The organism is Pseudomonas sp. MYb13 (assembly GCF_002980075.1).
GTDB lineage: Bacteria > Pseudomonadota > Gammaproteobacteria > Pseudomonadales > Pseudomonadaceae > Aquipseudomonas > Aquipseudomonas lurida.
In genome coordinates this window covers 606,019-627,790 of record NZ_PCQI01000002.1, presented here as the reverse complement: position 1 = coordinate 627,790, position 21,772 = coordinate 606,019, and the positions used below count along the sequence as shown (strand labels likewise).

The 21,772-nt window shown below is 60.5% G+C and carries 21 protein-coding genes and 4 tRNA genes; 19 read left to right on the top strand and 6 right to left on the bottom strand.

What is annotated here, in order from left to right:
- Nucleotides 1-46: 46 nt before the first annotated feature.
- Entirely contained in the window at nucleotides 47-337 is a 291-nt protein-coding gene (locus CQ002_RS06430; protein ID WP_105161628.1) for a DUF3565 domain-containing protein, read from the bottom strand.
- Between CQ002_RS06430 and CQ002_RS06425 the strand changes: the two genes are divergently transcribed.
- Nucleotides 336-821: a peptidylprolyl isomerase gene (locus CQ002_RS06425; protein ID WP_027606858.1), complete on the top strand. Its 486-nt coding sequence runs from the start codon at nucleotides 336-338 to the stop codon at nucleotides 819-821. The two genes, CQ002_RS06430 and CQ002_RS06425, sit on opposite strands and share 2 nt — an antisense overlap.
- Nucleotides 822-1,526: 705 nt before the next feature.
- On the opposite strand, the gene rpsT is transcribed toward CQ002_RS06425, so the two are convergent.
- Nucleotides 1,527-1,805, bottom strand: coding sequence for a 30S ribosomal protein S20 (gene rpsT, locus CQ002_RS06415; protein ID WP_016976313.1), 279 nt, complete (start codon nucleotides 1,803-1,805; stop codon nucleotides 1,527-1,529).
- A gap of 253 nt (nucleotides 1,806-2,058) precedes the next feature.
- On the opposite strand from rpsT, the gene murJ reads away from it, so the two are divergent.
- The 6 genes from murJ (at nucleotide 2,059) to ispH (ending at nucleotide 9,557) form a co-directional block, all read left to right on the top strand.
- Nucleotides 2,059-3,597 carry a murein biosynthesis integral membrane protein MurJ gene (murJ, locus tag CQ002_RS06410; protein WP_034102057.1) on the top strand — a complete coding sequence of 513 codons (1,539 nt, stop codon included), beginning with the start codon at nucleotides 2,059-2,061 and terminating at the stop codon, nucleotides 3,595-3,597.
- Between the two features lie 119 nt (nucleotides 3,598-3,716).
- Complete coding sequence (gene ribF / locus CQ002_RS06405; protein ID WP_177431152.1) at nucleotides 3,717-4,655, top strand: bifunctional riboflavin kinase/FAD synthetase; 939 nt, start codon at nucleotides 3,717-3,719, stop codon at nucleotides 4,653-4,655.
- 14 nt (nucleotides 4,656-4,669) lie between these two features.
- Nucleotides 4,670-7,501, top strand: a complete 2,832-nt coding sequence (ileS, locus tag CQ002_RS06400) for an isoleucine--tRNA ligase (protein WP_105161630.1) — start codon at nucleotides 4,670-4,672, stop codon at nucleotides 7,499-7,501.
- Nucleotides 7,494-8,006, top strand: coding sequence for a signal peptidase II (gene lspA, locus CQ002_RS06395; protein ID WP_034102063.1), 513 nt, complete (start codon nucleotides 7,494-7,496; stop codon nucleotides 8,004-8,006). Before ileS ends, lspA begins: the two co-directional genes overlap by 8 nt.
- A gap of 7 nt (nucleotides 8,007-8,013) precedes the next feature.
- A complete protein-coding gene (fkpB, locus tag CQ002_RS06390; protein ID WP_174555872.1) occupies nucleotides 8,014-8,451 on the top strand; it encodes an FKBP-type peptidyl-prolyl cis-trans isomerase in 438 nt (145 codons plus the stop codon).
- Between the two features lie 158 nt (nucleotides 8,452-8,609).
- Nucleotides 8,610-9,557, top strand: a complete 948-nt coding sequence (gene ispH, locus CQ002_RS06385; RefSeq protein ID WP_034102065.1) for a 4-hydroxy-3-methylbut-2-enyl diphosphate reductase — start codon at nucleotides 8,610-8,612, stop codon at nucleotides 9,555-9,557.
- On the opposite strand, the gene CQ002_RS06380 is transcribed toward ispH, so the two are convergent.
- Complete coding sequence (locus tag CQ002_RS06380) at nucleotides 9,511-10,092, bottom strand: GspH/FimT family protein (protein ID WP_105161631.1); 582 nt, start codon at nucleotides 10,090-10,092, stop codon at nucleotides 9,511-9,513. The genes ispH and CQ002_RS06380 overlap by 47 nt on opposite strands.
- A 193-nt stretch (nucleotides 10,093-10,285) precedes the next feature.
- Here CQ002_RS06380 and pilV point away from each other — a divergent pair, with 193 nt between their 5' ends.
- The 5 genes from pilV (at nucleotide 10,286) to thiO (ending at nucleotide 13,598) form a co-directional block, all read left to right on the top strand.
- Nucleotides 10,286-10,771: a type IV pilus modification protein PilV gene (pilV, locus tag CQ002_RS06375; RefSeq protein WP_098465759.1), complete on the top strand. Its 486-nt coding sequence runs from the start codon at nucleotides 10,286-10,288 to the stop codon at nucleotides 10,769-10,771.
- Nucleotides 10,768-11,475: a prepilin-type N-terminal cleavage/methylation domain-containing protein gene (locus CQ002_RS06370; protein WP_034102070.1), complete on the top strand. Its 708-nt coding sequence runs from the start codon at nucleotides 10,768-10,770 to the stop codon at nucleotides 11,473-11,475. The genes pilV and CQ002_RS06370 overlap by 4 nt, the downstream gene beginning before the upstream one ends.
- 7 nt (nucleotides 11,476-11,482) lie before the next feature.
- Entirely contained in the window at nucleotides 11,483-12,013 is a 531-nt protein-coding gene (locus tag CQ002_RS06365; RefSeq protein ID WP_034102072.1) for a PilX N-terminal domain-containing pilus assembly protein, read from the top strand.
- An 11-nt stretch (nucleotides 12,014-12,024) separates the two neighbouring features.
- Nucleotides 12,025-12,426, top strand: coding sequence for a type IV pilin protein (locus CQ002_RS06360; RefSeq protein ID WP_105161633.1), 402 nt, complete (start codon nucleotides 12,025-12,027; stop codon nucleotides 12,424-12,426).
- Nucleotides 12,427-12,488: 62 nt separating this feature from the next.
- Nucleotides 12,489-13,598 (top strand): glycine oxidase ThiO, encoded by a 1,110-nt coding sequence (gene thiO, locus CQ002_RS06355; RefSeq protein WP_105161634.1) that lies wholly within the window; start codon nucleotides 12,489-12,491, stop codon nucleotides 13,596-13,598.
- Here thiO and CQ002_RS06350 read toward each other — a convergent pair.
- Together CQ002_RS06350 and CQ002_RS06345 are read right to left on the bottom strand one after the other, a co-directional pair.
- Nucleotides 13,585-13,818, bottom strand: coding sequence for a PP0621 family protein (locus CQ002_RS06350; protein WP_034102076.1), 234 nt, complete (start codon nucleotides 13,816-13,818; stop codon nucleotides 13,585-13,587). The two genes, thiO and CQ002_RS06350, sit on opposite strands and share 14 nt — an antisense overlap.
- Before the next feature lie 124 nt (nucleotides 13,819-13,942).
- Nucleotides 13,943-14,968, bottom strand: a complete 1,026-nt coding sequence (locus CQ002_RS06345; protein ID WP_034102078.1) for an outer membrane protein assembly factor BamD — start codon at nucleotides 14,966-14,968, stop codon at nucleotides 13,943-13,945.
- Between the two features lie 149 nt (nucleotides 14,969-15,117).
- Between CQ002_RS06345 and rluD the strand changes: the two genes are divergently transcribed.
- From rluD to CQ002_RS06310, 7 genes are all read left to right on the top strand, one after another.
- Complete coding sequence (rluD, locus tag CQ002_RS06340) at nucleotides 15,118-16,080, top strand: 23S rRNA pseudouridine(1911/1915/1917) synthase RluD (RefSeq protein WP_034102080.1); 963 nt, start codon at nucleotides 15,118-15,120, stop codon at nucleotides 16,078-16,080.
- Complete coding sequence (gene pgeF, locus CQ002_RS06335; protein ID WP_105161635.1) at nucleotides 16,077-16,802, top strand: peptidoglycan editing factor PgeF; 726 nt, start codon at nucleotides 16,077-16,079, stop codon at nucleotides 16,800-16,802. Before rluD ends, pgeF begins: the two co-directional genes overlap by 4 nt.
- Nucleotides 16,803-16,972: 170 nt before the next feature.
- Nucleotides 16,973-19,537 (top strand): ATP-dependent chaperone ClpB, encoded by a 2,565-nt coding sequence (clpB, locus tag CQ002_RS06330; RefSeq protein WP_034102084.1) that lies wholly within the window; start codon nucleotides 16,973-16,975, stop codon nucleotides 19,535-19,537.
- 301 nt (nucleotides 19,538-19,838) lie between these two features.
- Nucleotides 19,839-19,914: transfer RNA gene (locus tag CQ002_RS06325), tRNA-Asn, on the top strand.
- 9 nt (nucleotides 19,915-19,923) lie between these two features.
- Nucleotides 19,924-20,000 (top strand) — tRNA-Pro (locus tag CQ002_RS06320).
- Nucleotides 20,001-20,005: 5 nt separating this feature from the next.
- Nucleotides 20,006-20,081, top strand: a tRNA-Lys gene (locus CQ002_RS06315).
- A 94-nt stretch (nucleotides 20,082-20,175) separates the two neighbouring features.
- A tRNA-Pro gene (locus tag CQ002_RS06310) sits at nucleotides 20,176-20,252 on the top strand.
- Nucleotides 20,253-20,429: 177 nt separating this feature from the next.
- On the opposite strand, the gene CQ002_RS06305 is transcribed toward CQ002_RS06310, so the two are convergent.
- The gene (locus tag CQ002_RS06305) at nucleotides 20,430-21,728 is read right to left on the bottom strand and encodes an NAD(P)/FAD-dependent oxidoreductase (RefSeq protein ID WP_034102086.1); all 1,299 of its coding nucleotides are present in this window, start codon (nucleotides 21,726-21,728) and stop codon (nucleotides 20,430-20,432) included.
- Nucleotides 21,729-21,772: the final 44 nt, after the last annotated feature.

The window sequence follows — 21,772 nt, the reverse complement described above, 5'->3', positions numbered from 1 at the left end:
GCTCTATGGCTGAGCGTCTACCGCGAATCAGGCGCCAAGGTTATCGTTATTCGCGCTCCTGCGTACACCAGCCGCAGGCAAAGGGCTGGCCTATTTTTTCAAGGCGTTGCGCGGGATCAAGCACCCAGGCGCGCGACTGCCAGGGTGGCTGGTGGCGCAGGTGCTGAGTGTGGCCGCAGGACAGCTCGGCCACCCAGTGCTGGTCCTCATCCTGGTGGAACCCGATGATGAAGGATGCCGTTGATCGGTCCCGTCCGTCCGGGTTGTGTTCGCTTTCGGGCAAATCCTTGTTTAGACTTGTCCGTTCTTCATTCTTATGCAAAAGGTCTCGCCCCATGACGATCGCCGCTAACAAGGCTGTCTCCATCGACTATACCCTGACCAACGACGCTGGTGAGGTCATCGACAGCTCCGCCGGCGGCGCGCCGCTGGTCTACCTGCAAGGCGCAGGTAACATCATCCCAGGCCTGGAAAAGGCGCTGGAAGGCAAGAGCGTCGGTGATGAGCTGACCGTTGCCGTAGAACCTGAAGATGCCTATGGCGAGTACTCGGCCGAACTGGTCAGCACCCTGAGCCGCAGCATGTTCGAAGGTGTTGACGAGCTGGAAGTGGGCATGCAGTTCCACGCTTCCGCGCCGGACGGCCAAATGCAGATCGTCACCATCCGTGATCTGGACGGCGACGACGTGACCGTTGACGGCAACCACCCACTGGCTGGCCAGCGCCTGAATTTCCAAGTGAAGATCGTTGCCATCCGCGACGCTTCCCAAGAAGAAGTGGCTCACGGCCACGTCCACGGTGAAGGCGGTCATCACCATTGATTGCGGTTTGATCAATAGGTAGCAAAAACGCCCCGACTGGTTCGGGGCGTTTTTTTGTGCCCTGAAAATGTACGCAGTTCAAAAACGTGGGAGCGGGCTTGCTCGCGAAGGCGCCCCGACAGCCGCCCGCTATCTAACTGTCACCCCGCGATCCAACTGTGGGAGCGGGCTTGCCCGCGAAGGCGGCCTGACAGCCGGCCTGAATGTTGGATCAGGCCGGGTACATATCCGTTATTTAGGTTACGGCTGATATGGGTTCCGCTCTTACAGCGGGTCACTTTGGAAAAGAGCCCCAAAGTAACCAAAAGGCTCTTGCCCCAACACTCGGCACCTCGCTCACGCTCGGTGTGCCCGTAATCCGACAGTGATTTGGGGGGCCGCCGCCACGCGCCCTCCATGGCGCGGGGCGGCTAAACCGGCATCCCTGCCGGTTTACCCCCCAAATCCCTGTCGAATTCCGGCCAGCGTGTTTGATGGGGCGCCTGAGATCAAGATCAAGATCAAGAGCGACTCGCTTCGCATCGTGGTTAGGGTAGGTTGCAGCAAAAACTGTGTAGATACCTGGGCTCATCGCGGGCAAGCCCGCTCCCACATTTTGGTCTGCACACTCTGGATATAAGGCACAAACAAAAATGCCCCGGACCTTTCGGTACGGGGCATTTCTTAACTGTTTCGCAACCGGGGTTGCGTTGCAGTTGTTACCACTTAGGCTGCAGCAGCAACGCTCAGAGCCTTGATGTGGCCATTCAGGCGGCTCTTATGGCGAGCGGCCTTGTTCTTGTGGATGATGCCTTTATCGGCCATACGGTCGATAACTGGCACAGCCAGAACGTAAGCAGCTTGGGCTTTTTCAGCGTCTTTGGTGTCGATGGCTTTAACTACATTCTTGATGTAGGTACGAACCATGGAACGCAGGCTGGCGTTGTGGCTGCGACGCTTCTCAGCCTGTTTTGCACGTTTTTTGGCGGAAGGTGTGTTGGCCACCGTCGAGCTCCTCGAAAGACTTTTTAGGAAATAGCAAACAAAATAGGCCGCGAATCATGCCGATGACTTGATGGGTTGTCAAGGGCGGCTGATGCGAACTGCTGAGTGGTCGATCTGAAGAGGCGGGTGATTTATTTCCGGCGCTTGACCTGTAAACTCGCGAGCTTTGGCTCTGTGCTGTTGCAGGCGCGCAGTATCGCATAAGTGGGCGCTTTGTTCGCCTGCTGTTTACCTATAGGCGCAAACTCTTTCAATGAATCTGCTCAAATCGTTGGCCGCCGTCAGCTCTATCACGATGATCTCCCGGGTTCTGGGGTTTGTGCGTGACACCCTGCTGGCGCGCATTTTTGGCGCCAGCATGGCCACGGATGCCTTCTTTATTGCGTTTAAATTGCCCAACCTGCTGCGACGGATCTTCGCCGAAGGCGCGTTTTCCCAGGCATTCGTGCCGATCCTGGCGGAATACAAGACCCAGCAGGGCGAGGAAGCCACCCGCACCTTTATTGCCTATGTCTCGGGCCTGCTGACCCTGGTGCTGATGCTGGTGACCGTGCTCGGCATGCTCGCCGCGCCTTGGGTGATCTGGGCCACGGCCCCCGGGTTTGCCAACACGCCGGAAAAATTCGCGCTGACCACTGATCTGCTGCGGGTGACCTTTCCTTATATATTGCTGATTTCCCTTTCATCACTGGCCGGCGCGATCCTCAATACCTGGAACCGCTTCTCGGTGCCGGCTTTCGTGCCGACCTTGCTGAACGTCAGCATGATCATCTTCGCGCTGTTTCTTACGCCGTACTTCGATCCGCCCGTCATGGCCCTGGGTTGGGCCGTACTGGCGGGTGGCCTGGCGCAGTTGCTCTACCAGCTGCCCCACCTGAAGAAGATCGGCATGCTCGTACTGCCGCGCTTGAACCTCAAGGACACCGGCGTATGGCGCGTGATGCGCAATATGCTGCCGGCCATCCTGGGGGTGTCGGTCAGCCAGATTTCGCTGATTATCAATACGGCGTTCGCTTCGCTGCTGGTGTCTGGCTCGGTGTCGTGGATGTACTACGCCGACCGCCTGATGGAGTTGCCGTCCGGGGTGCTGGGCGTGGCCCTGGGCACTATTCTGCTGCCAACGCTGGCGCGTACCTATGCGAGCAAGGACCGCCAGGAGTATTCACGCATCCTCGATTGGGGGCTGCGGCTGTGTTTTGTGCTGGTGCTGCCGTGCGCCCTGGCCTTGGGGATCCTGGCCGAGCCGTTGACCGTGTCGCTGTTCCAGTACGGCCAATTCGATGCTCATGACGCGTTGATGACGCAGCATGCGCTGGTCGCTTACTCCGTCGGTCTGCTCGGTATTATCGTGATCAAAGTGCTGGCTCCGGGCTTCTATGCACAGCAAAACATCCGTACACCGGTCAAAATCGCGATTTTCACGCTGATCGTCACGCAATTGCTCAACCTGGTGTTTATCGGCCCGCTGGCCCATGCCGGCCTGGCCCTGGCCATCAGTGCAGGTGCGTGCATCAATGCCGGGCTGTTGTTTTACCAACTGCGCAAACAGCAGATGTTCCAGCCGCAGCCAGGTTGGGGGCTGTTCGCTCTCAAATTGCTGGTCGCGGTGGGGGCGATGTCGGCAGTGCTACTTGGCTTGATGCACTTCATGCCCGCCTGGGACGAGGGCCATATGCTGGAGCGCTTCATGCGCCTTGGTGGACTGGTTGTCGCCGGCGTGGTGGTGTACTTCGGGATGTTGCTGCTGCAAGGTTTCCGGCTGCGGGATTTCAATCGCAAGTCGCTGAGCTAGAGAGTTTTCCGGGATAAAACGGTTGTTTTATCGATTCGATCCATTTGGCCTGTGCTGTTGCCTGTCGTCCGGGGCCGGGTGTGGTTATAATCGACCACTTTATGAGCAAGAAGCGCGTTATGCAGCTGGTTCGAGGTCTCCACAACCTGCGCCCCGAGCATCGGGGCTGCGTCGCCACTATTGGCAACTTTGACGGTGTTCACCGTGGCCACCAGGCTATCCTGGCCCGGCTGCGCGAGCGTGCGGTCGAGTTGGGCGTGCCCAGCTGCGTGGTGATTTTTGAACCACAGCCGCGGGAATACTTCACGCCCGAGACCGCGCCGGCGCGCCTGGCTCGCCTGCGTGACAAGCTGCAACTGCTGGCTGAAGAGGGTGTGGACCGCGTCCTCTGCCTGGCCTTCAACCAGCGTTTGCAAAGCCTGAGCGCCGCCGAGTTTGTCGACCGCATCCTGGTCGATGGCCTGGGCGTGCAGCATTTGGAGGTCGGTGACGACTTCCGTTTCGGTTGCGACCGCGTCGGGGATTTCGATTTCGTGCAACAGGCCGGCGTCAACCAAGGGTTTACCGTCGAAGCCGCGCAAACCGTCGAACTGGACGGCCTGCGCGTGAGCAGCACCCAGGTGCGTAACGCCCTGGCCGCTGCCGACTTCGCCTTGGCCGAGCGTTTGCTCGGCCGTCCGTTCCGCATTGCCGGACGGGTCCTGCACGGCCAGAAGCTGGCGCGCCAATTGGGCACGCCAACCGCCAACGTGCAACTCAAGCGTCGTCGTGTGCCACTGACCGGGGTTTACCTGGTGAGTGTCGACATCGACGGCCAATCGTGGCCGGGAGTCGCCAACATAGGCGTCAGGCCCACGGTTGCAGGTGATGGCAAGGCCCACCTGGAAGTTCATCTGTTGGATTTTGCCGGTGATCTGTATGACCGGCGTTTGACGGTGGTTTTCCACCAGAAGCTGCGTGAAGAGCAGCGTTTCGCCTCCCTTGAGGCGTTGAAAACGGCGATCAATGCGGATGTCGCCGCCGCCCGTGCACTAGCCGCACCTAGCGCCCATCGCTAACCGAAGAGCCTTAAATGACCGACTATAAAGCCACGCTAAACCTTCCGGACACCGCCTTCCCAATGAAGGCCGGCCTGCCACAGCGCGAACCGCAGATCCTGCAGCGCTGGGACAGTATTGGCCTGTACGGAAAGTTGCGCGAGATTGGCAAGGATCGTCCGAAATTCGTCCTGCACGACGGCCCTCCTTATGCCAATGGCACGATTCACATCGGTCATGCGCTGAACAAGATTCTCAAGGACATGATCCTGCGCTCGAAAACCCTGTCGGGCTTCGACGCGCCGTATGTCCCGGGTTGGGACTGCCACGGCCTGCCGATCGAACACAAAGTCGAAGTGACCTACGGCAAGAACCTGGGCGCGGATAAAACCCGCGAACTGTGCCGTACCTACGCCACCGAGCAGATCGAAGGGCAGAAGTCCGAATTCATCCGCCTGGGCGTGCTCGGCGAATGGGACAACCCGTACAAAACCATGAACTTCAAGAACGAGGCCGGTGAAATCCGTGCCTTGGCCGAGATCGTCAAGGGCGGTTTCGTGTTCAAGGGCCTCAAGCCCGTGAACTGGTGCTTCGACTGTGGTTCGGCCCTGGCCGAAGCGGAAGTCGAGTACGAAGACAAGAAGTCCTCGACCATCGACGTGGCCTTCCCGATCGCCGACGACGCCAAGCTGGCCGAGGCCTTCGGCCTGGCAAGCCTGGGCAAGCCGGCGGCCATCGTGATCTGGACCACCACCCCGTGGACCATCCCGGCCAACCAGGCGCTGAACGTGCACCCTGAGTTCACCTACGCCCTGGTGGATGTCGGTGATCGCCTGCTAGTCTTGGCCGAGGAAATGGTCGAGGCTTGCCTGGCCCGTTACGAACTGCAAGGTTCGGTGATCGCGACCACTACCGGCTCCGCGCTGGAACTGATCAATTTCCGCCATCCGTTCTATGACCGCCTGTCGCCGGTGTACCTGGCTGACTACGTCGAACTGGGTTCGGGTACTGGCATTGTTCACTGTTCGCCGGCCTATGGCGTGGACGACTTCGTCATCTGCAAGAAGTACGGCCTGGTCAACGACGACATCATCAACCCCGTGCAAAGCAATGGCGTCTACGTGCCTTCGCTCGAGTTCTTCGGCGGCCAGTTCATCTTCAAGGCCGACCAGCCGATCATCGAAAAGCTGCGCGAAGTCGGTGCGCTGATGCAAACCGCCACCATCCAGCACAGCTACATGCACTGCTGGCGCCACAAGACGCCCCTGATCTACCGCGCCACCGCGCAGTGGTTCATCGGCATGGACAAAGAGCCCACCAGCGGCGACACCCTGCGTGTACGCTCGCTCAAAGCCATCGAAGACACTCAATTCGTGCCAGCCTGGGGCCAGGCGCGCCTGCACTCGATGATCGCCAACCGCCCGGACTGGTGCATCTCCCGCCAGCGTAACTGGGGCGTGCCGATCCCGTTCTTCCTCAACAAGGAAAGCGGCGAACTGCACCCTCGTACCGTCGAACTGATGGAAGCCGTGGCCCAGCGCGTTGAACAGGAGGGCATCGAAGCCTGGTTCAAGCTGGACGCTGCCGAGCTGCTGGGCGATGAAGCGCCGCAGTACGACAAGATCAGCGACACCCTCGACGTGTGGTTTGACTCGGGCACCACTCATTGGCACGTGCTGCGCGGCTCGCACCCCATGGGTCACGAGACCGGCCCGCGTGCCGACCTGTACCTGGAAGGTTCGGACCAACACCGTGGCTGGTTCCACTCGTCGCTGCTGACCGGTTGCGCCATCGACAACCACGCGCCGTACCGCGAACTGCTGACCCACGGCTTCACCGTCGACGAGACGGGCCGCAAGATGTCCAAGTCGCTGAAGAACGTGATCGAGCCGAAAAAGATCAACGAGACCCTGGGCGCCGACATCATGCGTCTTTGGGTCGCGTCGACCGATTACTCGGGCGAAATCGCCGTGTCGGACCAGATCCTGCAGCGCAGTGCCGACGCCTACCGCCGAATCCGTAATACCGCACGCTTCCTGCTGTCGAACCTGACCGGTTTCAACCCGGCCACCGACCTGCTGGCCGCCGAGGACATGCTCGCCCTGGATCGCTGGGCCGTGGACCGTACCCTGCTGCTGCAGCGCGAGTTGCAGGAGCACTACGGCGAATACCGTTTCTGGAACGTCTACTCGAAGATCCACAACTTCTGCGTGCAGGAGCTGGGTGGTTTCTACCTCGACATCATCAAGGACCGCCAGTACACCACTGGCGCCAACAGCAAGGCACGCCGCTCGGCACAGACCGCGCTGTACCACATCTGCGAAGCGCTGGTGCGCTGGATCGCTCCGATCCTGGCCTTCACTGCTGACGAACTGTGGGCATACCTGCCGGGCGAGCGTAACGAGTCCGTGATGCTCAACACCTGGTACGAGGGGCTGACCGAACTGCCGGCCGACTTCGAACTGGGTCGCGAGTACTGGGAAGGCGTGATGGCCGTGAAGGTTGCGGTGAACAAAGAGCTGGAAGTGCAACGTGCGGCCAAGGCCGTCGGTGGCAACCTCCAGGCCGAAGTCACCCTGTTTGCCGAGGAAGGCCTGACCGCCGACCTGGCCAAGCTGAGCAACGAACTGCGCTTCGTACTGATCACCTCCACGGCGAGCCTGGCCCCATTTGCCCAGGCCCCGGCGGATGCGGTCGCCACCGAAGTACCGGGCCTCAAGCTCAAAGTGGTCAAGTCGGCCTTCCCGAAATGCGCCCGTTGCTGGCACTGCCGTGAGGACGTTGGCGTGAACCCTGAGCATCCGGAAATCTGTGGTCGTTGCGTCGACAACATCAGCGGTGAAGGCGAGGTTCGTCACTATGCCTAATTCAGCCAGTCGTTTCGGACGTCTGGGCTGGCTCGTCTTGAGTTTGCTGGTCCTGGTCATCGACCAGGTCAGCAAGGCTCATTTCGAAGGCTCCCTGGAAATGTTCCAGCAGATCGTGGTGATCCCGGATTACTTCAGCTGGACCCTGGCCTACAACACCGGCGCGGCGTTCAGCTTCCTCGCCGACGGTGGTGGCTGGCAGCGCTGGCTGTTTGCCGTGATCGCCGTCGTGGTCAGTGCGGTGCTGGTGGTGTGGCTCAAGCGTCTTGGCCGCGATGATACCTGGCTGGCTATCGCCTTGGCCCTGGTGTTGGGCGGCGCGCTGGGCAACCTGTACGACCGCATTGCCCTGGGCCATGTGATCGACTTCATCCTGGTGCATTGGCAGAACCGCCATTACTTCCCGGCGTTCAACTTTGCCGACAGCGCCATCACCGTCGGTGCAATCATGCTGGCGTTGGATATGTTCAAGAGCAAGAAAACCGGAGAGACCGTCAATGACTGATCAGGTATTGGCTGAGCAACGCATCGGCCAGAACACGGAAGTCACTTTGCATTTCGCATTGCGCCTGGAGAATGGCGACACGGTCGACAGCACGTTCGACAAGGCGCCGGCCACCTTCAAGGTCGGTGATGGCAACCTGCTGCCAGGTTTCGAGGCGGCTTTGTTCGGCTTCAAGGCTGGCGACAAGCGTACCCTGCAGATCCTGCCGGAAAACGCCTTTGGCCAACCCAACCCGCAAAACGTGCAGATAATCCCGCGTTCGCAGTTCCAGGACATGGACCTGTCGGAAGGCCTGCTGGTGATCTTCAATGATGCGGCAAATACCGAGCTGCCAGGTGTGGTGAAAACCTTCGATGACACGCAAGTGACCATCGACTTCAACCACCCGTTGGCCGGTAAAACCTTGACGTTCGACGTTGAAATCATCGACGTTAAAGCGATCTGACTGACAAAACCGGTTCCTGTGGGAGCTGGCGTGTGCGGGAACGGGCTTGCCTGCAATAGCGTCATCCCGGTGTACCTGATACACCGAGGTGTCTGCATCGCAGGCAAACCGGCCCCCACAAGATCCAATTTCTTGCCGAGCAAGACACGAGGCACAGCATGCAAATCAAACTCGCCAACCCCCGTGGCTTCTGCGCCGGTGTGGACCGGGCGATCGAAATCGTCAACCGCGCCCTGGAAGTCTTCGGGCCGCCGATTTATGTGCGCCATGAAGTCGTCCACAATAAATTCGTGGTCGAAGACCTGCGCGCACGCGGCGCCATCTTTGTCGAAGAGCTGGACCAAGTGCCGGACGACGTCATCGTCATCTTCAGCGCCCACGGTGTTTCCCAGGCGGTGCGTACCGAAGCGGCAGGCCGTGGCCTGAAAGTCTTCGACGCCACCTGCCCACTGGTCACCAAGGTGCATATCGAGGTCGCGCGCTACAGCCGTGACGGTCGCGAGTGCATCCTGATCGGCCATGCGGGTCACCCGGAAGTCGAAGGCACCATGGGTCAGTACGACGCCAGCAACGGTGGGGCCATTTACCTGGTGGAAGACGAAAAAGACGTCGCCAACCTGCAGGTGCACAATCCCGATCGCCTGGCATTCGTGACCCAGACCACCTTGTCCATGGACGACACCAGCCGCGTGATCGACGCGCTGCGTACGCGCTTCCCGGCCATCGGTGGGCCACGCAAGGACGACATCTGCTACGCCACCCAGAACCGGCAGGATGCGGTCAAGCAACTGGCCGACGAATGCGACGTTGTCCTGGTAGTCGGCAGCCCTAACAGCTCCAACTCCAACCGCCTGCGAGAGTTGGCTGAACGCATGGCAACACCGGCGTACCTGATCGATGGCGCCGAAGACATGCAGCGCAGTTGGTTCGATGGCGTTGAGCGTATCGGTATCACGGCAGGCGCTTCGGCCCCGGAAGTGCTGGTGCGCGGCGTTATCCAGCAGTTGCATGCCTGGGGCGCCACCGGTGCCGATGAGCTGGCGGGGCGTGAAGAGAACATCACTTTCTCCATGCCCAAGGAACTGCGGGTTCGCTCACTGCTGTGAGTGCCCGCGTGCCGGGCCGGCCCCGGCACAACGCCTGCTCGGCACTGTCGCTGCGCAGGCTGATGCGCCCGCTGGGTGCCAGTACGATCTGATGCAGGCTTTGCGCCTGGTCCGGGGCACACACATGCACAGTGCCCGCACGAAACCCTCCGCCTGCAAATATCGGCTCGCCCAACCCGCTGAAGCGAACCTGGCTCTTAAGTGGCCCATTGCCTACGATTGGAGCCCGCCCACTGTCCTGGTGCTCCAGCAGCACCGGGTTGTCATCGTCCGGGTGGCCGCGTCCGCTTATGTCCACGATCACTCGCCAGCCCAGGCTCCAATCATCGCCCAATGCGTGGATCACCACCGCTCGGTTGCGTGCGATGGCCTCTGCGCGTGCGTAGCGCAGCCCTTGCGCCAGTGATTGAGCTGCACCCAGTCGCTGCTGTGAGCCCAGCAGGCTCGTGAAGCTGGGCACTGCCAGGCTGGCCAGGAGGCCGCTCACGATCAGCCCGAGCAACAGTTCGATCAGGGTAAAACCGCGTTGTTTCATGTGCCATCCCTCCGTGGATGTGGGTGCAGTCCTAGGTATAGCGCCAAGGCTGTCGCGCCGAATGGTGGCCTTTATGTCCAAAGTATTTCCCTTTGTTCCCGTAGCAGCACAGGCGAAAAACCGGCGCTAGTCTTGGGCCGCACAGCAGGTGTTGCCTGCTCTTTCTTGGACCTCGACACGGATGACGACGGTAATGCTTGCCTGCACGAACACCTGTTCGCCCTATACCCCGAACCGGCACCAAGCCGGCATGACGCTGATCGAGGTACTGGTCGCGACGCTGATTCTCGCCATTGGCCTGTTGGGCGCAGCGATGATCCAGCTGAATGCGCTCAAGTACACCGACAGTTCCAGGATGACCAGCCAGGCCAGTTTCATCGCCTATGACATGCTTGATCGGATTCGCGCCAATGCTGGCGCTGACTACGCCTGGGGCCAAGCCGAGCGTGCTGCGCCCAACCGCGCTACCGCCAACGTGCGCGACCTGGACCTGCACGATTTCGAAGCCAATATCCTCGGCTTTGCCGGGGAGAGCGCCACAGGCTCGGTGTCGATCAGTGGAGGCGAGGTGACGGTCAGCATCAGTTGGGATGACAGTCGAGGCGCCAACACGTCGGGCGCCCGGGAAACCTTCACCCTGACCAGCCGCATCGTTGATGAGCAGGAGGTGGCGCAGTGAAGTGTCATGCGCAAGGTTTCAGCCTGGTGGAGTTGCTGTTGGCCTTGGCCCTGGGGATTTTGCTGGTATTGGGGGGCAGCCAACTGGTGATCAACTCCAGAATCACCCACGCGAGCCAGCAGGCTGCCATGTTGCTGCAGGAGGATGCTCGGTTCGTGCTGGGCAAGATGATCCAGGATATCCGCCAGGCGGGCATGGTTGGCTGCCTAGCCACCGGCGCCATCGACAATGCGCCTCTGGCGTTTGATCGGCCTGTCAGCTGGAGTGTCGGGTCGGGTACACGCTCGCTGACGCTGGTGACCACGGATGTCGGCGAGGGCAGTGGCAAGCCGGACTGGACGGTATTGTCCGATTGCACGGGGACCGCCCAGGCCTATCCCGGAAACGCCCCGGCTCCCGCACCTGGGCAGATCCGTTTTGCCGTACGCCAACTCACCTACACCTTCGAAGCGGGTCAATTGAAGGTCAGCACGCCCGCATCGCCCGCCAAGGCGGTACTGGTAGATAACGTCAAGGCGTTCGATATCAGTTTTGGTGTGGCCGCCAACCCCGGGTCGTTAAACGTGGTGCGCTATGACGCTGCTCCGGTCGACACGTCGTTGATACGCAGCGTGCGTATCTTGATGACGCTGCAAGACCCCAGCGGCCGCGTAAAAAATCAAACCTACAGCGTCGTGGCAGCACTGCGCAATCGTCTGGGGTAACGCGGTCATGTCGCTTACTGGGGGGAGTCGTGCACGGCAGGCCGGCATGGTGTTGCTGATCAGCTTGGTGTTTTTGCTGCTGTTGTCGCTGATCGGGTTGTCATCGATGCAGGGCGCGCTCGCCCAGCAAAAGGTCGCCGCCAGCCTCTGGTTGCGTCAGCAGTCGCTGCAAAGTGCCGAGAGTGGCCTGAGGCGCGGGGAGGCGGCCGTACAGCGGTCATTTTCGACGCTGCCGTTATGTCGCTCGATTGTGGCGTGTGCACCGCCAGATGCAGCATTTTCGATACTCAGGCCCGGAACAGACCCTGTTTCGGGCGTCACTTGGATGGCGCTCAAGGACGGTTTGTACGGCGTTCAATCCCTGGGGCCAGCGATAGGGCTGGCGCATTTACCACCGCAAACCCCGGCCGCAGTGTATCGGGTGACGGCTGTCGGGCTGAGCGGTCCCTTGCGCACAGTGCTGGAGAGCATCTACGCGCGGGTAGAAGAGCAGGGCGATTCGCGTTTTCGGCGAGTGGCATGGCGGCAACTTCAATGAGGAGCAATGGAATGGGCACGCACAGCCAAGGCTTTACCCTGGTCGAGCTACTGATTGCCGTGGCCATAACCGCGGTTGTGGCCGGGATCGCATACCCTGGGTACACCGGCCACATTAAAAGGGCGTATCGCGCCGAGATCGTCGTGTTGTTGACCGACCAGGCTCAGCATCTGGAGCGCTTTTATGCGAGGAACGGCACTTTTATTGATGCAAGCGACGTCAGTGCGGGCAATGATCGCTATAGAATCACCGCTGCATTGAACCCTCAGGATTTCCAACTGGTGGCTACGCCCGTCGTCGGCTCGGTGATGACCGGCGACCCTTGCGGCGACTTCAGCCTGACCAGCACCGGTAAGCGAACCAACCCGGGCGCGGCACCTGACATGTCGCGCAAGCTGTGCTGGGGTCAATGATGAGGGGGCTGGATGACTGGGCGCGGGATGCGCTTGTTCCTATTTATCGGCTGGATCAAATGATGGCAGAGCAACAGCAGGTAGTGATTGTCGGTGGCGGAGTCATCGGTTTGTTGACGGCGTTCAACCTGGCGTCCCAAGGGCAGGCGGTGGTGCTGTTGGAGCGCGCGGGGGTGGGACAGGAATCCTCTTGGGCGGGCGGCGGCATTGTCTCGCCGCTGTATCCATGGCGCTACAGCCCGGCGGTCACGGCGCTGGCCCATTGGTCCCAGGATTTTTATCCACAGCTGGCGGAGTGCTTGTTTGCGGCGACGGGGGTTGACCCCGAGGTGCACACCACCGGTTTGTACTGGCTGGACCTGGATGACGAAGCCGAAGCCCTGGCCTGGGCTGCGCGTGAAGGTCGCCCATTGAGCAAAGTCGACGTGTCGGCCGCCCATGACGCCGTTCCGGTGCTGGGTGGCGGTTATTCCCAGGCGATCTACATGGCCAACGTCGCCAATGTGCGCAACCCACGCCTGGTCAAATCCCTCAAGGCTGCGTTGTTGGCGTTGCCCGGCGTGACCGTTCATGAGCAATGCGAAGTGACGGGGTTTGTCCAGAACGCCGGCAATGTGGTGGGCGTGGACACCGCTAATGGGCCGATCTTCGGCGATCACGTCGTACTTGCGGCGGGGGCCTGGAGCGGCGAGTTGCTCGCTACGTTAGGCTTGTCGCTACCGGTGGAGCCGGTCAAGGGCCAGATGATTCTGTACAAGTGCGCTTCGGACTTCCTGTCGAGCATGGTCCTGGCCAAGGGGCGCTATGCGATTCCTCGGCGTGACGGACACATCCTGATCGGCAGTACCCTGGAGCATGAAGGCTTCGACAAGACCCCGACCGAAACGGCGCTGGAAAGCCTCAAGGCGTCGGCGGTGGAGTTGATTCCTGCCTTGGCGGACGCCGAGGTGGTCGGGCATTGGGCCGGGTTGCGTCCCGGCTCGCCAGAGGGCATTCCTTACATCGGCCAGGTGCCGGGCTTCAAAGGGTTGTGGCTCAACTGCGGGCATTACCGCAACGGCCTGGTGCTCGCGCCGGCATCCTGCCAGCTGTTTGCCGACTTGCTGCTGGCGCGTGCGCCGATCATTGACCCGACGCCTTATGCGCCTGAAGGTCGGATCAGCGCTGGATAGACTTCGGCCCTTGTTCCAGGTGCGCCTGGGTGCAATACCACTCTTGACGGGAGCTCAAGGCGCGATCCTGCGGCAGATGCACGCCGCAGTGAGCGCAGCGCACCATCAGGGCTGCACCGGGCTCGTTGGCGCGTTGCTGTTTGGCGGCCGGGCTTTTGAATTTACGCCAGAACCATACCGCGGCGGCAATGACGGCAATCCAGAACAGTAGACGAAGCATGATGGGCAGATTCTCGACGAGTAATGCGCCAGTTTAGCCAAGGACGTGCCAGGCGCACAGCGCAATAATACCGCCCACAAAAAAGGAGCCTCGAAAGGCTCCTTCTTGATGGCGCGGGGTGCAATCAGTCGAACACGCCGAACGTCATGTAGCTGAACCACGAGCGGTCCTGGTTGTTACCCAGGGCTTGCGGCTCTTCCTCTTCGATCACGTCGCCGTTCTCGTCGTGGGGCTTGAGCTCCGAAGGAATGGCTTCCTTGGCGTCCTGGTACTGCTTGATCACGTCCTGGTTGGCGCGGGTTTCACCCGGCGGCAGCGGTGGACGGGACTCGATCAGGCCCAGGGTGTACTTGCTCAGCCACGAGCGGTTGTCCGCTTCGGCTACTTGAGGCACGAACTGGCCGTCTTGCAGGCTTGGATGGTCAGGGTAGTTGAGCTTGAGGGTTTCCAGGCTGGTGCTGGCCAGCTCGTCCAGGTGCAGGCGCTGGTAAGCCTCGGTCATCACGGCCAGGCCGTCACCCACGGATGGGGTTTCCTGGAAGTTTTCCACCACATAACGACCACGGTTGGCGGCCGCTACATAGGCCTGGCGGGTCAGGTAGTAGTGGGCGACGTGGATCTCATAGGAGGCCAGCAGGTTGCGCAGGTAGATCATGCGCTGCTTGGCGTCCGGCGCGTAGCGGCTGTTGGGGAAGCGGCTGGTCAGCTGGGCGAACTCGTTGTAGGAGTCGCGCGCAGCGCCCGGGTCACGCTTGGTCATGTCCAGCGGCAGGAAGCGCGCCAACAGGCCGACGTCCTGGTCGAACGAGGTCAGGCCCTTCATGTAGTAGGCGTAGTCGACGTTCGGGTGCTGCGGATGCAGGCGGATGAAACGCTCGGCGGCGGACTTGGCTGCTTCCGGCTCGGCGTTCTTGTAGTTGGCGTAGATCAGCTCGAGCTGGGCCTGGTCGGCATAGCGCCCGAACGGATAGCGTGACTCCAGTGCCTTCAGCTTCGCTGTGGCGCTGGTGTAGCTATTATTGTCCAGGTCTTTCTGAGCCAGTTGGTACAACTCGACTTCGCTCAGGTTTTCGTCGACGACTTCCTTTGTTGACGAGCAAGCAGCAGTCATGGCGAGGATGGCGATCAGCAGCAGGTGTTTCACTTGCATGGCGGCTTGCGTCCCTATGACGGCCGCTGTCTTGGGCGGGGCCGTCCTGTTATGATGAGCGCCCCGTTGAAAGCCTCGGGGCAAAAGACGCCGTATTTAACCACAAGCGCGCAGCCGAAACCAAAGGCTGTGCCACGCCTAGTCTGAGCATGTCCGATAAAATTGAACTTCGCGCAGAGGTGCCGTCCGAATTGGGCGGCCAACGCCTCGATCAAGTCGCCGCACAATTATTCGCTGAGCACTCGCGCTCGCGCCTTTCCGCCTGGATCAAAGACGGCCGCCTGACTGTGGATGGAGCGGTTATCCGCCCGCGAGACATAGTGCATGGCGGTGCGATTCTTGAGCTGACTGCCGAGCAGGAAGCCCAGGGAGAATGGGTCGCCCAGGACATCGAGCTGGATATCGTCTATGAAGACGACGACATCCTGGTCATCAACAAACCCGCAGGCCTGGTGGTTCACCCGGCAGCCGGGCACGCTGATGGCACCTTGCTCAATGCCCTGTTGCACCACGTGCCGGACATCATCAATGTCCCGCGCTGCGGCATCGTGCACCGCCTGGACAAGGACACCACCGGCTTGATGGTGGTAGCCAAGACCATTCAGGCACAGACGCAGCTGGTCACACAATTGCAAAGCCGCAGTGTCAGCCGCATCTACGAGTGCATCGTGATCGGCGTGGTCGTGGCCGGTGGCAAGATCAATGCACCGATCGGTCGTCACGGCCAGCAGCGCCAGCGCATGGCGGTGATGGAAGGCGGCAAGCAGGCCGTCAGCCACTACCGTGTGCTCGAGCGTTTCCGTTCCCACACCCACGTGCGGGTCAAGCTGGAAACCGGGCGTACCCACCAGATTCGCGTGCACATGGCGCACATCAACTTCCCGTTGGTCGGTGATCCAGCCTACGGCGGTCGCTTCCGTATTCCGCCGGCGGCCAGTGCAACCATGGTTGATTCGCTGAAAAACTTCCCGCGCCAGGCACTGCATGCACGCTTCCTGGAGCTGGACCATCCGACGAGCGGTAAGCGGATGAGCTGGGAATCGCCTCTGCCAGACGATCTGGTCTGGTTGTTGTCGCTGCTCAAGCAGGATCGCGAGGCGTTTGTCGGGTGAATGACTGGCTGCTGCCTGACTGGCCCGCGCCGGCTCAGGTAAAGGCCTGCGTCACCACCCGTGCGGGCGGTGTCAGCCTGGCGCCGTTCGACAGCCTCAACCTGGGCGATCACGTCGAGGATAGCCTTGAGGCCGTCCTTGAAAACCGCCGTCGTCTTACGGATGCCTTTGATATCCAGCCTGCCTGGCTGCGCCAGGTGCATGGCGTGAAGGTGGTCGAAGCCGACCCTGCTCGTACCGTCGAAGCCGATGGTAGCTGGACCAGTACCCCTGGCGTCGCCTGCACCTCCATGACAGCCGATTGCCTGCCGGCACTGTTCTGCAACCGCGCGGGCACTCGCGTGGCGGCGGCTCACGCCGGTTGGCGTGGCCTGGCGGCAGGCGTGCTGGAGGCCGCTTTCGAAAGCCTCGATGCCGCGCCTGACCAGGTGCTGGTCTGGCTCGGCCCAGCGATCGGGCCGCAAGCCTTTGAAGTCGGCCCGGAAGTGCGTGAAGCCTTCATGCAGCAACTGCCGACCACTGTTGATGCCTTTGTGCCCAGCCGCAACCCGGGCAAGTTCATGGCCGACATCTATAAGCTGGCTCGCCTTCGCCTCGCTGCGCGTGGCGTCACGGCTGTCTATGGCGGTGGGTTCTGCACGGTGACCGACCCGCGCTTCTTTTCCTACCGGCGCAGCCCCCGCACCGGGCGTTTTGCCTCCCTTATCTGGCTTGACCGCTAGACTCAGTTGATCTGGGTCAACATGGGTTCACATCAACCTTCTGTCGCTTGAATCTTCCAGAATCCACCCCATCTATAAGGGTATCTGGCAGGTTTCTTCATTCAGGATGTGTTTATCGCGAGCACACTCGCTCGCACATAGCTCCGGCCTGCTCAAAAGGAAGGTGACTAATGCGTATTGATCGTTTAACCAGCAAATTACAGTTGGCACTGTCTGACTCGCAATCCTTGGCGGTGGGCCTCGACCACCCGGCCATCGAGCCTGCGCACTTGATGCAGGCGCTCCTGGAACAGCAAGGTGGTTCTATCAAGCCCTTGCTGATGCAGGTGGGCTTCGACGTCAATAGCCTGCGCAAGGAGTTGAGCAAAGAGCTCGACCAATTGCCGAAAATCCAAAACCCGACCGGCGACGTGAATATGTCGCAGGATCTGGCGCGCCTGCTTAACCAGGCAGACCGTCTGGCCCAGCAGAAGGGTGACCAGTTCATCTCCAGTGAGCTGGTGCTGCTCGCCGCCATGGACGAGAACAGCAAGCTCGGCAAGTTGTTGCTGGGCCAGGGCGTAAGCAAGAAAGCCCTGGAAAACGCCATCAACAACCTGCGTGGCGGCGACGCGGTGAATGACCCCAATCATGAGGAGTCGCGCCAGGCCCTGGATAAATACACCGTCGATCTGACCAAGCGCGCCGAAGAGGGCAAGCTTGACCCGGTGATCGGGCGTGACGATGAAATCCGTCGCACCATCCAGGTGCTGCAGCGTCGTACCAAGAACAACCCGGTGCTGATCGGTGAGCCTGGGGTGGGTAAGACCGCGATCGCCGAAGGCCTGGCCCAGCGCATCATCAATGGTGAAGTGCCGGACGGCCTCAAGGGCAAGCGCCTGCTGTCCTTGGACATGGGCTCCCTGATCGCCGGTGCCAAGTTCCGCGGTGAGTTCGAAGAGCGCCTGAAATCCCTGCTCAACGAGCTGTCGAAGCAGGAAGGGCAGATCATTCTGTTCATCGACGAACTGCACACCATGGTGGGCGCCGGTAAAGGCGAGGGTTCCATGGACGCTGGCAATATGCTCAAGCCCGCTTTGGCGCGGGGTGAGTTGCACTGCGTCGGTGCTACCACGCTCAACGAGTACCGCCAGTACATTGAGAAGGACGCGGCCCTTGAACGTCGCTTCCAGAAAGTGCTGGTAGAAGAGCCGAGCGAAGAAGACACCATTGCGATCCTGCGTGGCTTGAAAGAGCGCTACGAGGTCCACCATAAAGTGGCGATCACCGACGGCGCGATCATCGCGGCGGCCAAATTGAGCCATCGCTATATCACTGACCGTCAGTTGCCCGACAAGGCCATTGACCTGATCGACGAAGCGGCCAGCCGTATCCGCATGGAAATCGACTCCAAGCCGGAAGTGCTCGACCGTCTGGATCGACGCCTGATTCAACTGAAAGTTGAGTCCCAGGCCCTGAAGAAAGAAGAAGACGACGCGGCGAAGAAACGCCTGGAAAAACTCCAGGAAGAAATCGTCCGTCTGGAGCGCGAGTATTCGGACCTGGAAGAAATCTGGACGTCGGAAAAAGCCGAAGTGCAGGGATCGGCGCAGATCCAGCAGAAGATCGAGCAATCGCGCCAGGAACTCGAAGCTGCACGCCGAAAAGGCGACCTGAACCGTATGGCCGAGTTGCAGTACGGGGTAATCCCGGACCTGGAGCGCAGCCTGCAGATGGTCGACCAGCACGGCAAGCCTGAGAACCAACTGCTGCGCAGTAAGGTGACCGAGGAAGAAATTGCCGAAGTCGTCTCGAAGTGGACCGGTATCCCCGTGTCGAAAATGCTCGAAGGCGAGCGCGACAAGCTGCTGAAGATGGAGCACTTGCTGCACCAGCGTGTGATTGGCCAGGAAGAGGCCGTGGTGGCGGTGTCCAATGCGGTGCGGCGTTCGCGGGCCGGTTTGTCCGACCCGAACCGTCCGAGCGGCTCGTTCATGTTCCTCGGCCCGACCGGCGTGGGTAAGACCGAGCTGTGCAAGGCCTTGGCCGAGTTCCTCTTCGATACTGAAGAGGCCATGGTGCGCATCGATATGTCCGAGTTCATGGAGAAGCACTCTGTGGCTCGCTTGATCGGCGCGCCACCAGGCTACGTGGGCTACGAGGAGGGCGGTTACCTGACCGAAGCCGTACGGCGTAAGCCTTATTCGGTGATCCTGCTGGACGAGGTCGAGAAGGCGCACCCGGATGTGTTCAACATCTTGCTGCAGGTCCTCGAGGACGGCCGTCTGACCGACAGTCACGGACGTACCGTGGACTTTCGCAACACGGTCATCGTGATGACCTCCAACCTGGGCTCGGCGCAGATCCAGGAGCTGGTAGGTGATCGTGAGGCCCAGCGTGCTGCGGTGATGGATGCGTTGACCTCGCACTTCCGCCCGGAATTCATCAACCGGGTCGATGAAGTGGTGATCTTCGAGCCTCTGGCGCGGGATCAGATCGCGGGTATCACCGAGATCCAGTTGGGCCGCCTGCGCAGTCGTCTGGCTGAGCGTGAGCTGGATCTGGAGCTGAGCAGCGAGGCGTTGGACAAGCTGATCGCGGTGGGTTACGACCCCGTCTATGGCGCACGGCCGTTGAAGCGTGCGATCCAGCGCTGGATCGAGAACCCGCTGGCCCAGTTGATCCTGTCGGGCAGCTTTATGCCAGGCACCAGCGTCACGGCGACTGTGGAAAACGACGAAATCGTCTTCCACTGAGCCCAGCCTGTTGGCTCATGAGAGAAGGCCCCGCACTGCGGGGCCTTTTTTTTCGATAGGGCGTTGAACTGTAAGGCAAAGGCTTGTAAAGTGCGCCCCGCAGCAACGTCAGCCCACGGGTTTCTTCTCCCCAAGAAGAAATCAGAAAGAAGCGCAAATCATTGTCTTAAAAGCAATTTAAAGGGTTGACAGGGGTTTTTAAGATTGTAGAATAGCGCGCCTCAGACACATGAACGTAGCGATACGGACAGGTTGAAGAGAAGGTAACACGCAGTAAAAGTTGTACTTTGAAATATGCAGTTCCGTGATAGCTCAGTCGGTAGAGCAAATGACTGTTAATCATTGGGTCCCAGGTTCGAGTCCTGGTCACGGAGCCAATTTCAAACCGGGGTATAGCGCAGTCCGGTAGCGCGCCTGCTTTGGGAGCAGGATGTCGGGAGTTCGAATCCCCCTACCCCGACCATATTTGGGTCGTTAGCTCAGTTGGTAGAGCAGTTGGCTTTTAACCAATTGGTCGTAGGTTCGAATCCCACACGACCCACCATTTTTGAGACCAGTTAACGCTGGAATCGAATCTTAAGATCAGAGGCCAAAAGCACTGATCGAAGAAGGCGACTGATAGGTCGCCTTTTTTTTACCGGGGTATAGCGCAGTCCGGTAGCGCGCCTGCTTTGGGAGCAGGATGTCAGGAGTTCGAATCCCCTTACCCCGACCATATTAAAAATCCTCGTATCGAAAGATACGGGGATTTTTTTTGCCTGCTGAAAAGATCAGGTGCGGCGCAAAAAAATGTGGGAGCGGGCTTGCCTGCGATAGCTGGGCCTCAGTCAATACACGTATTGCTGAGCCACCGCTATCGCGGGCAAGCCCGCTCCCACAAGGGTTTGCGTTATTAATGCAATTTCAGGCGCGGCTCGGTCCCACGGCCAATCTTGCTCCCCAGCATCAGCATCGCCGTGCGGAAGAACCCATACAACGCCATCTGGTGCATGCGGTACAGCGACACATAGAACATGCGCGCCAGCCAGCCTTCCAGCATCACGCTACCGGTGAGGTTGCCCATCAAGTTACCCACCGCCGAGAACCGTGACAGCGAAATCAGCGAGCCGTAGTCGGTGTACTTGTAGCTCGGCAGGTCCTTGCCCTCGATGCGCAGTTTCAGCGACTTGGCCAGCAACGATGCTTGCTGGTGAGCTGCCTGGGCCCGTGGGGGGACGTTGCGGTCGGTGCCCGGTTGCGGGCAGGCGGCGCAGTCACCAAAGGCGAAGATATTCTCGTCGCGGGTGGTTTGCAGGGTCGGCAGCACCTGCAGTTGATTGATGCGGTTGGTTTCCAGGCCATCAATGTCCTTGAGGAAGCCAGGGGCCCGAATGCCGGCCGCCCAGACCTTGAGGCTGGCCGGGATAACCTGGCCGCTGCTGGTGATCAGCGCATCGGCAGTCACTTCGCTCACTGCCGAGTTGGTCAGTACCGTCACCCCAAGCTTCTCCAGGGTTTTATGCACAGGTACGCCAATACGCTCGGGCAGGGCAGGCAGTACCCGTGGGCCGGCCTCGATCAGGGTGATGTGCATGTTTTCCGGCTTGATGCGGTCCAGGCCATAGGCGGCCAGTTCGTGGGCAGCGTTATGCAGCTCGGCCGCCAACTCGACCCCTGTGGCCCCCGCGCCGACGATGGCGACGCTGATTTTTTCCACCACATCGGTCTGCCCGGCGTGGGCGCGCAGGTAGTGGTTGAGCAACTGCTGGTGGAAGCGCTCGGCCTGCTTGCGGGTGTCGAGGAACAGGCAGTGCTGCGCGGCACCCTCGGTGCCGAAATCGTTGGTGGTACTGCCGACCGCGATCACCAGGCTGTCATAGCCCAGCACGCGCGCGGGCACCAGCTCGCGACCTTCTTCGTCGAGGGTGGCGGCCAGCTGGATTTTCTTCTGTTCACGGTCAAGCCCACTCATGCGCCCCAGTTGGAACTCGAAGTGGTTCCATTTGGCCTGGGCGACATAATTGAGTTCGTCTTCCGAAGAGTTCAGCGAACCGGCCGCCACTTCGTGCAGCAAGGGCTTCCAGATATGGGTCAGGTTCGCGTCCACCAGAGTGATGCTGGCGGTGCCGCGCTTGCCCAGAGTCTTACCCAGGCGGGTAGCCAACTCCAGGCCGCCGGCGCCGCCGCCGACGATAATAATACGATGGGTCATGGGGATATCTCGCAAGGCTAAAAGAAATCGGAGCAGTCACCCCC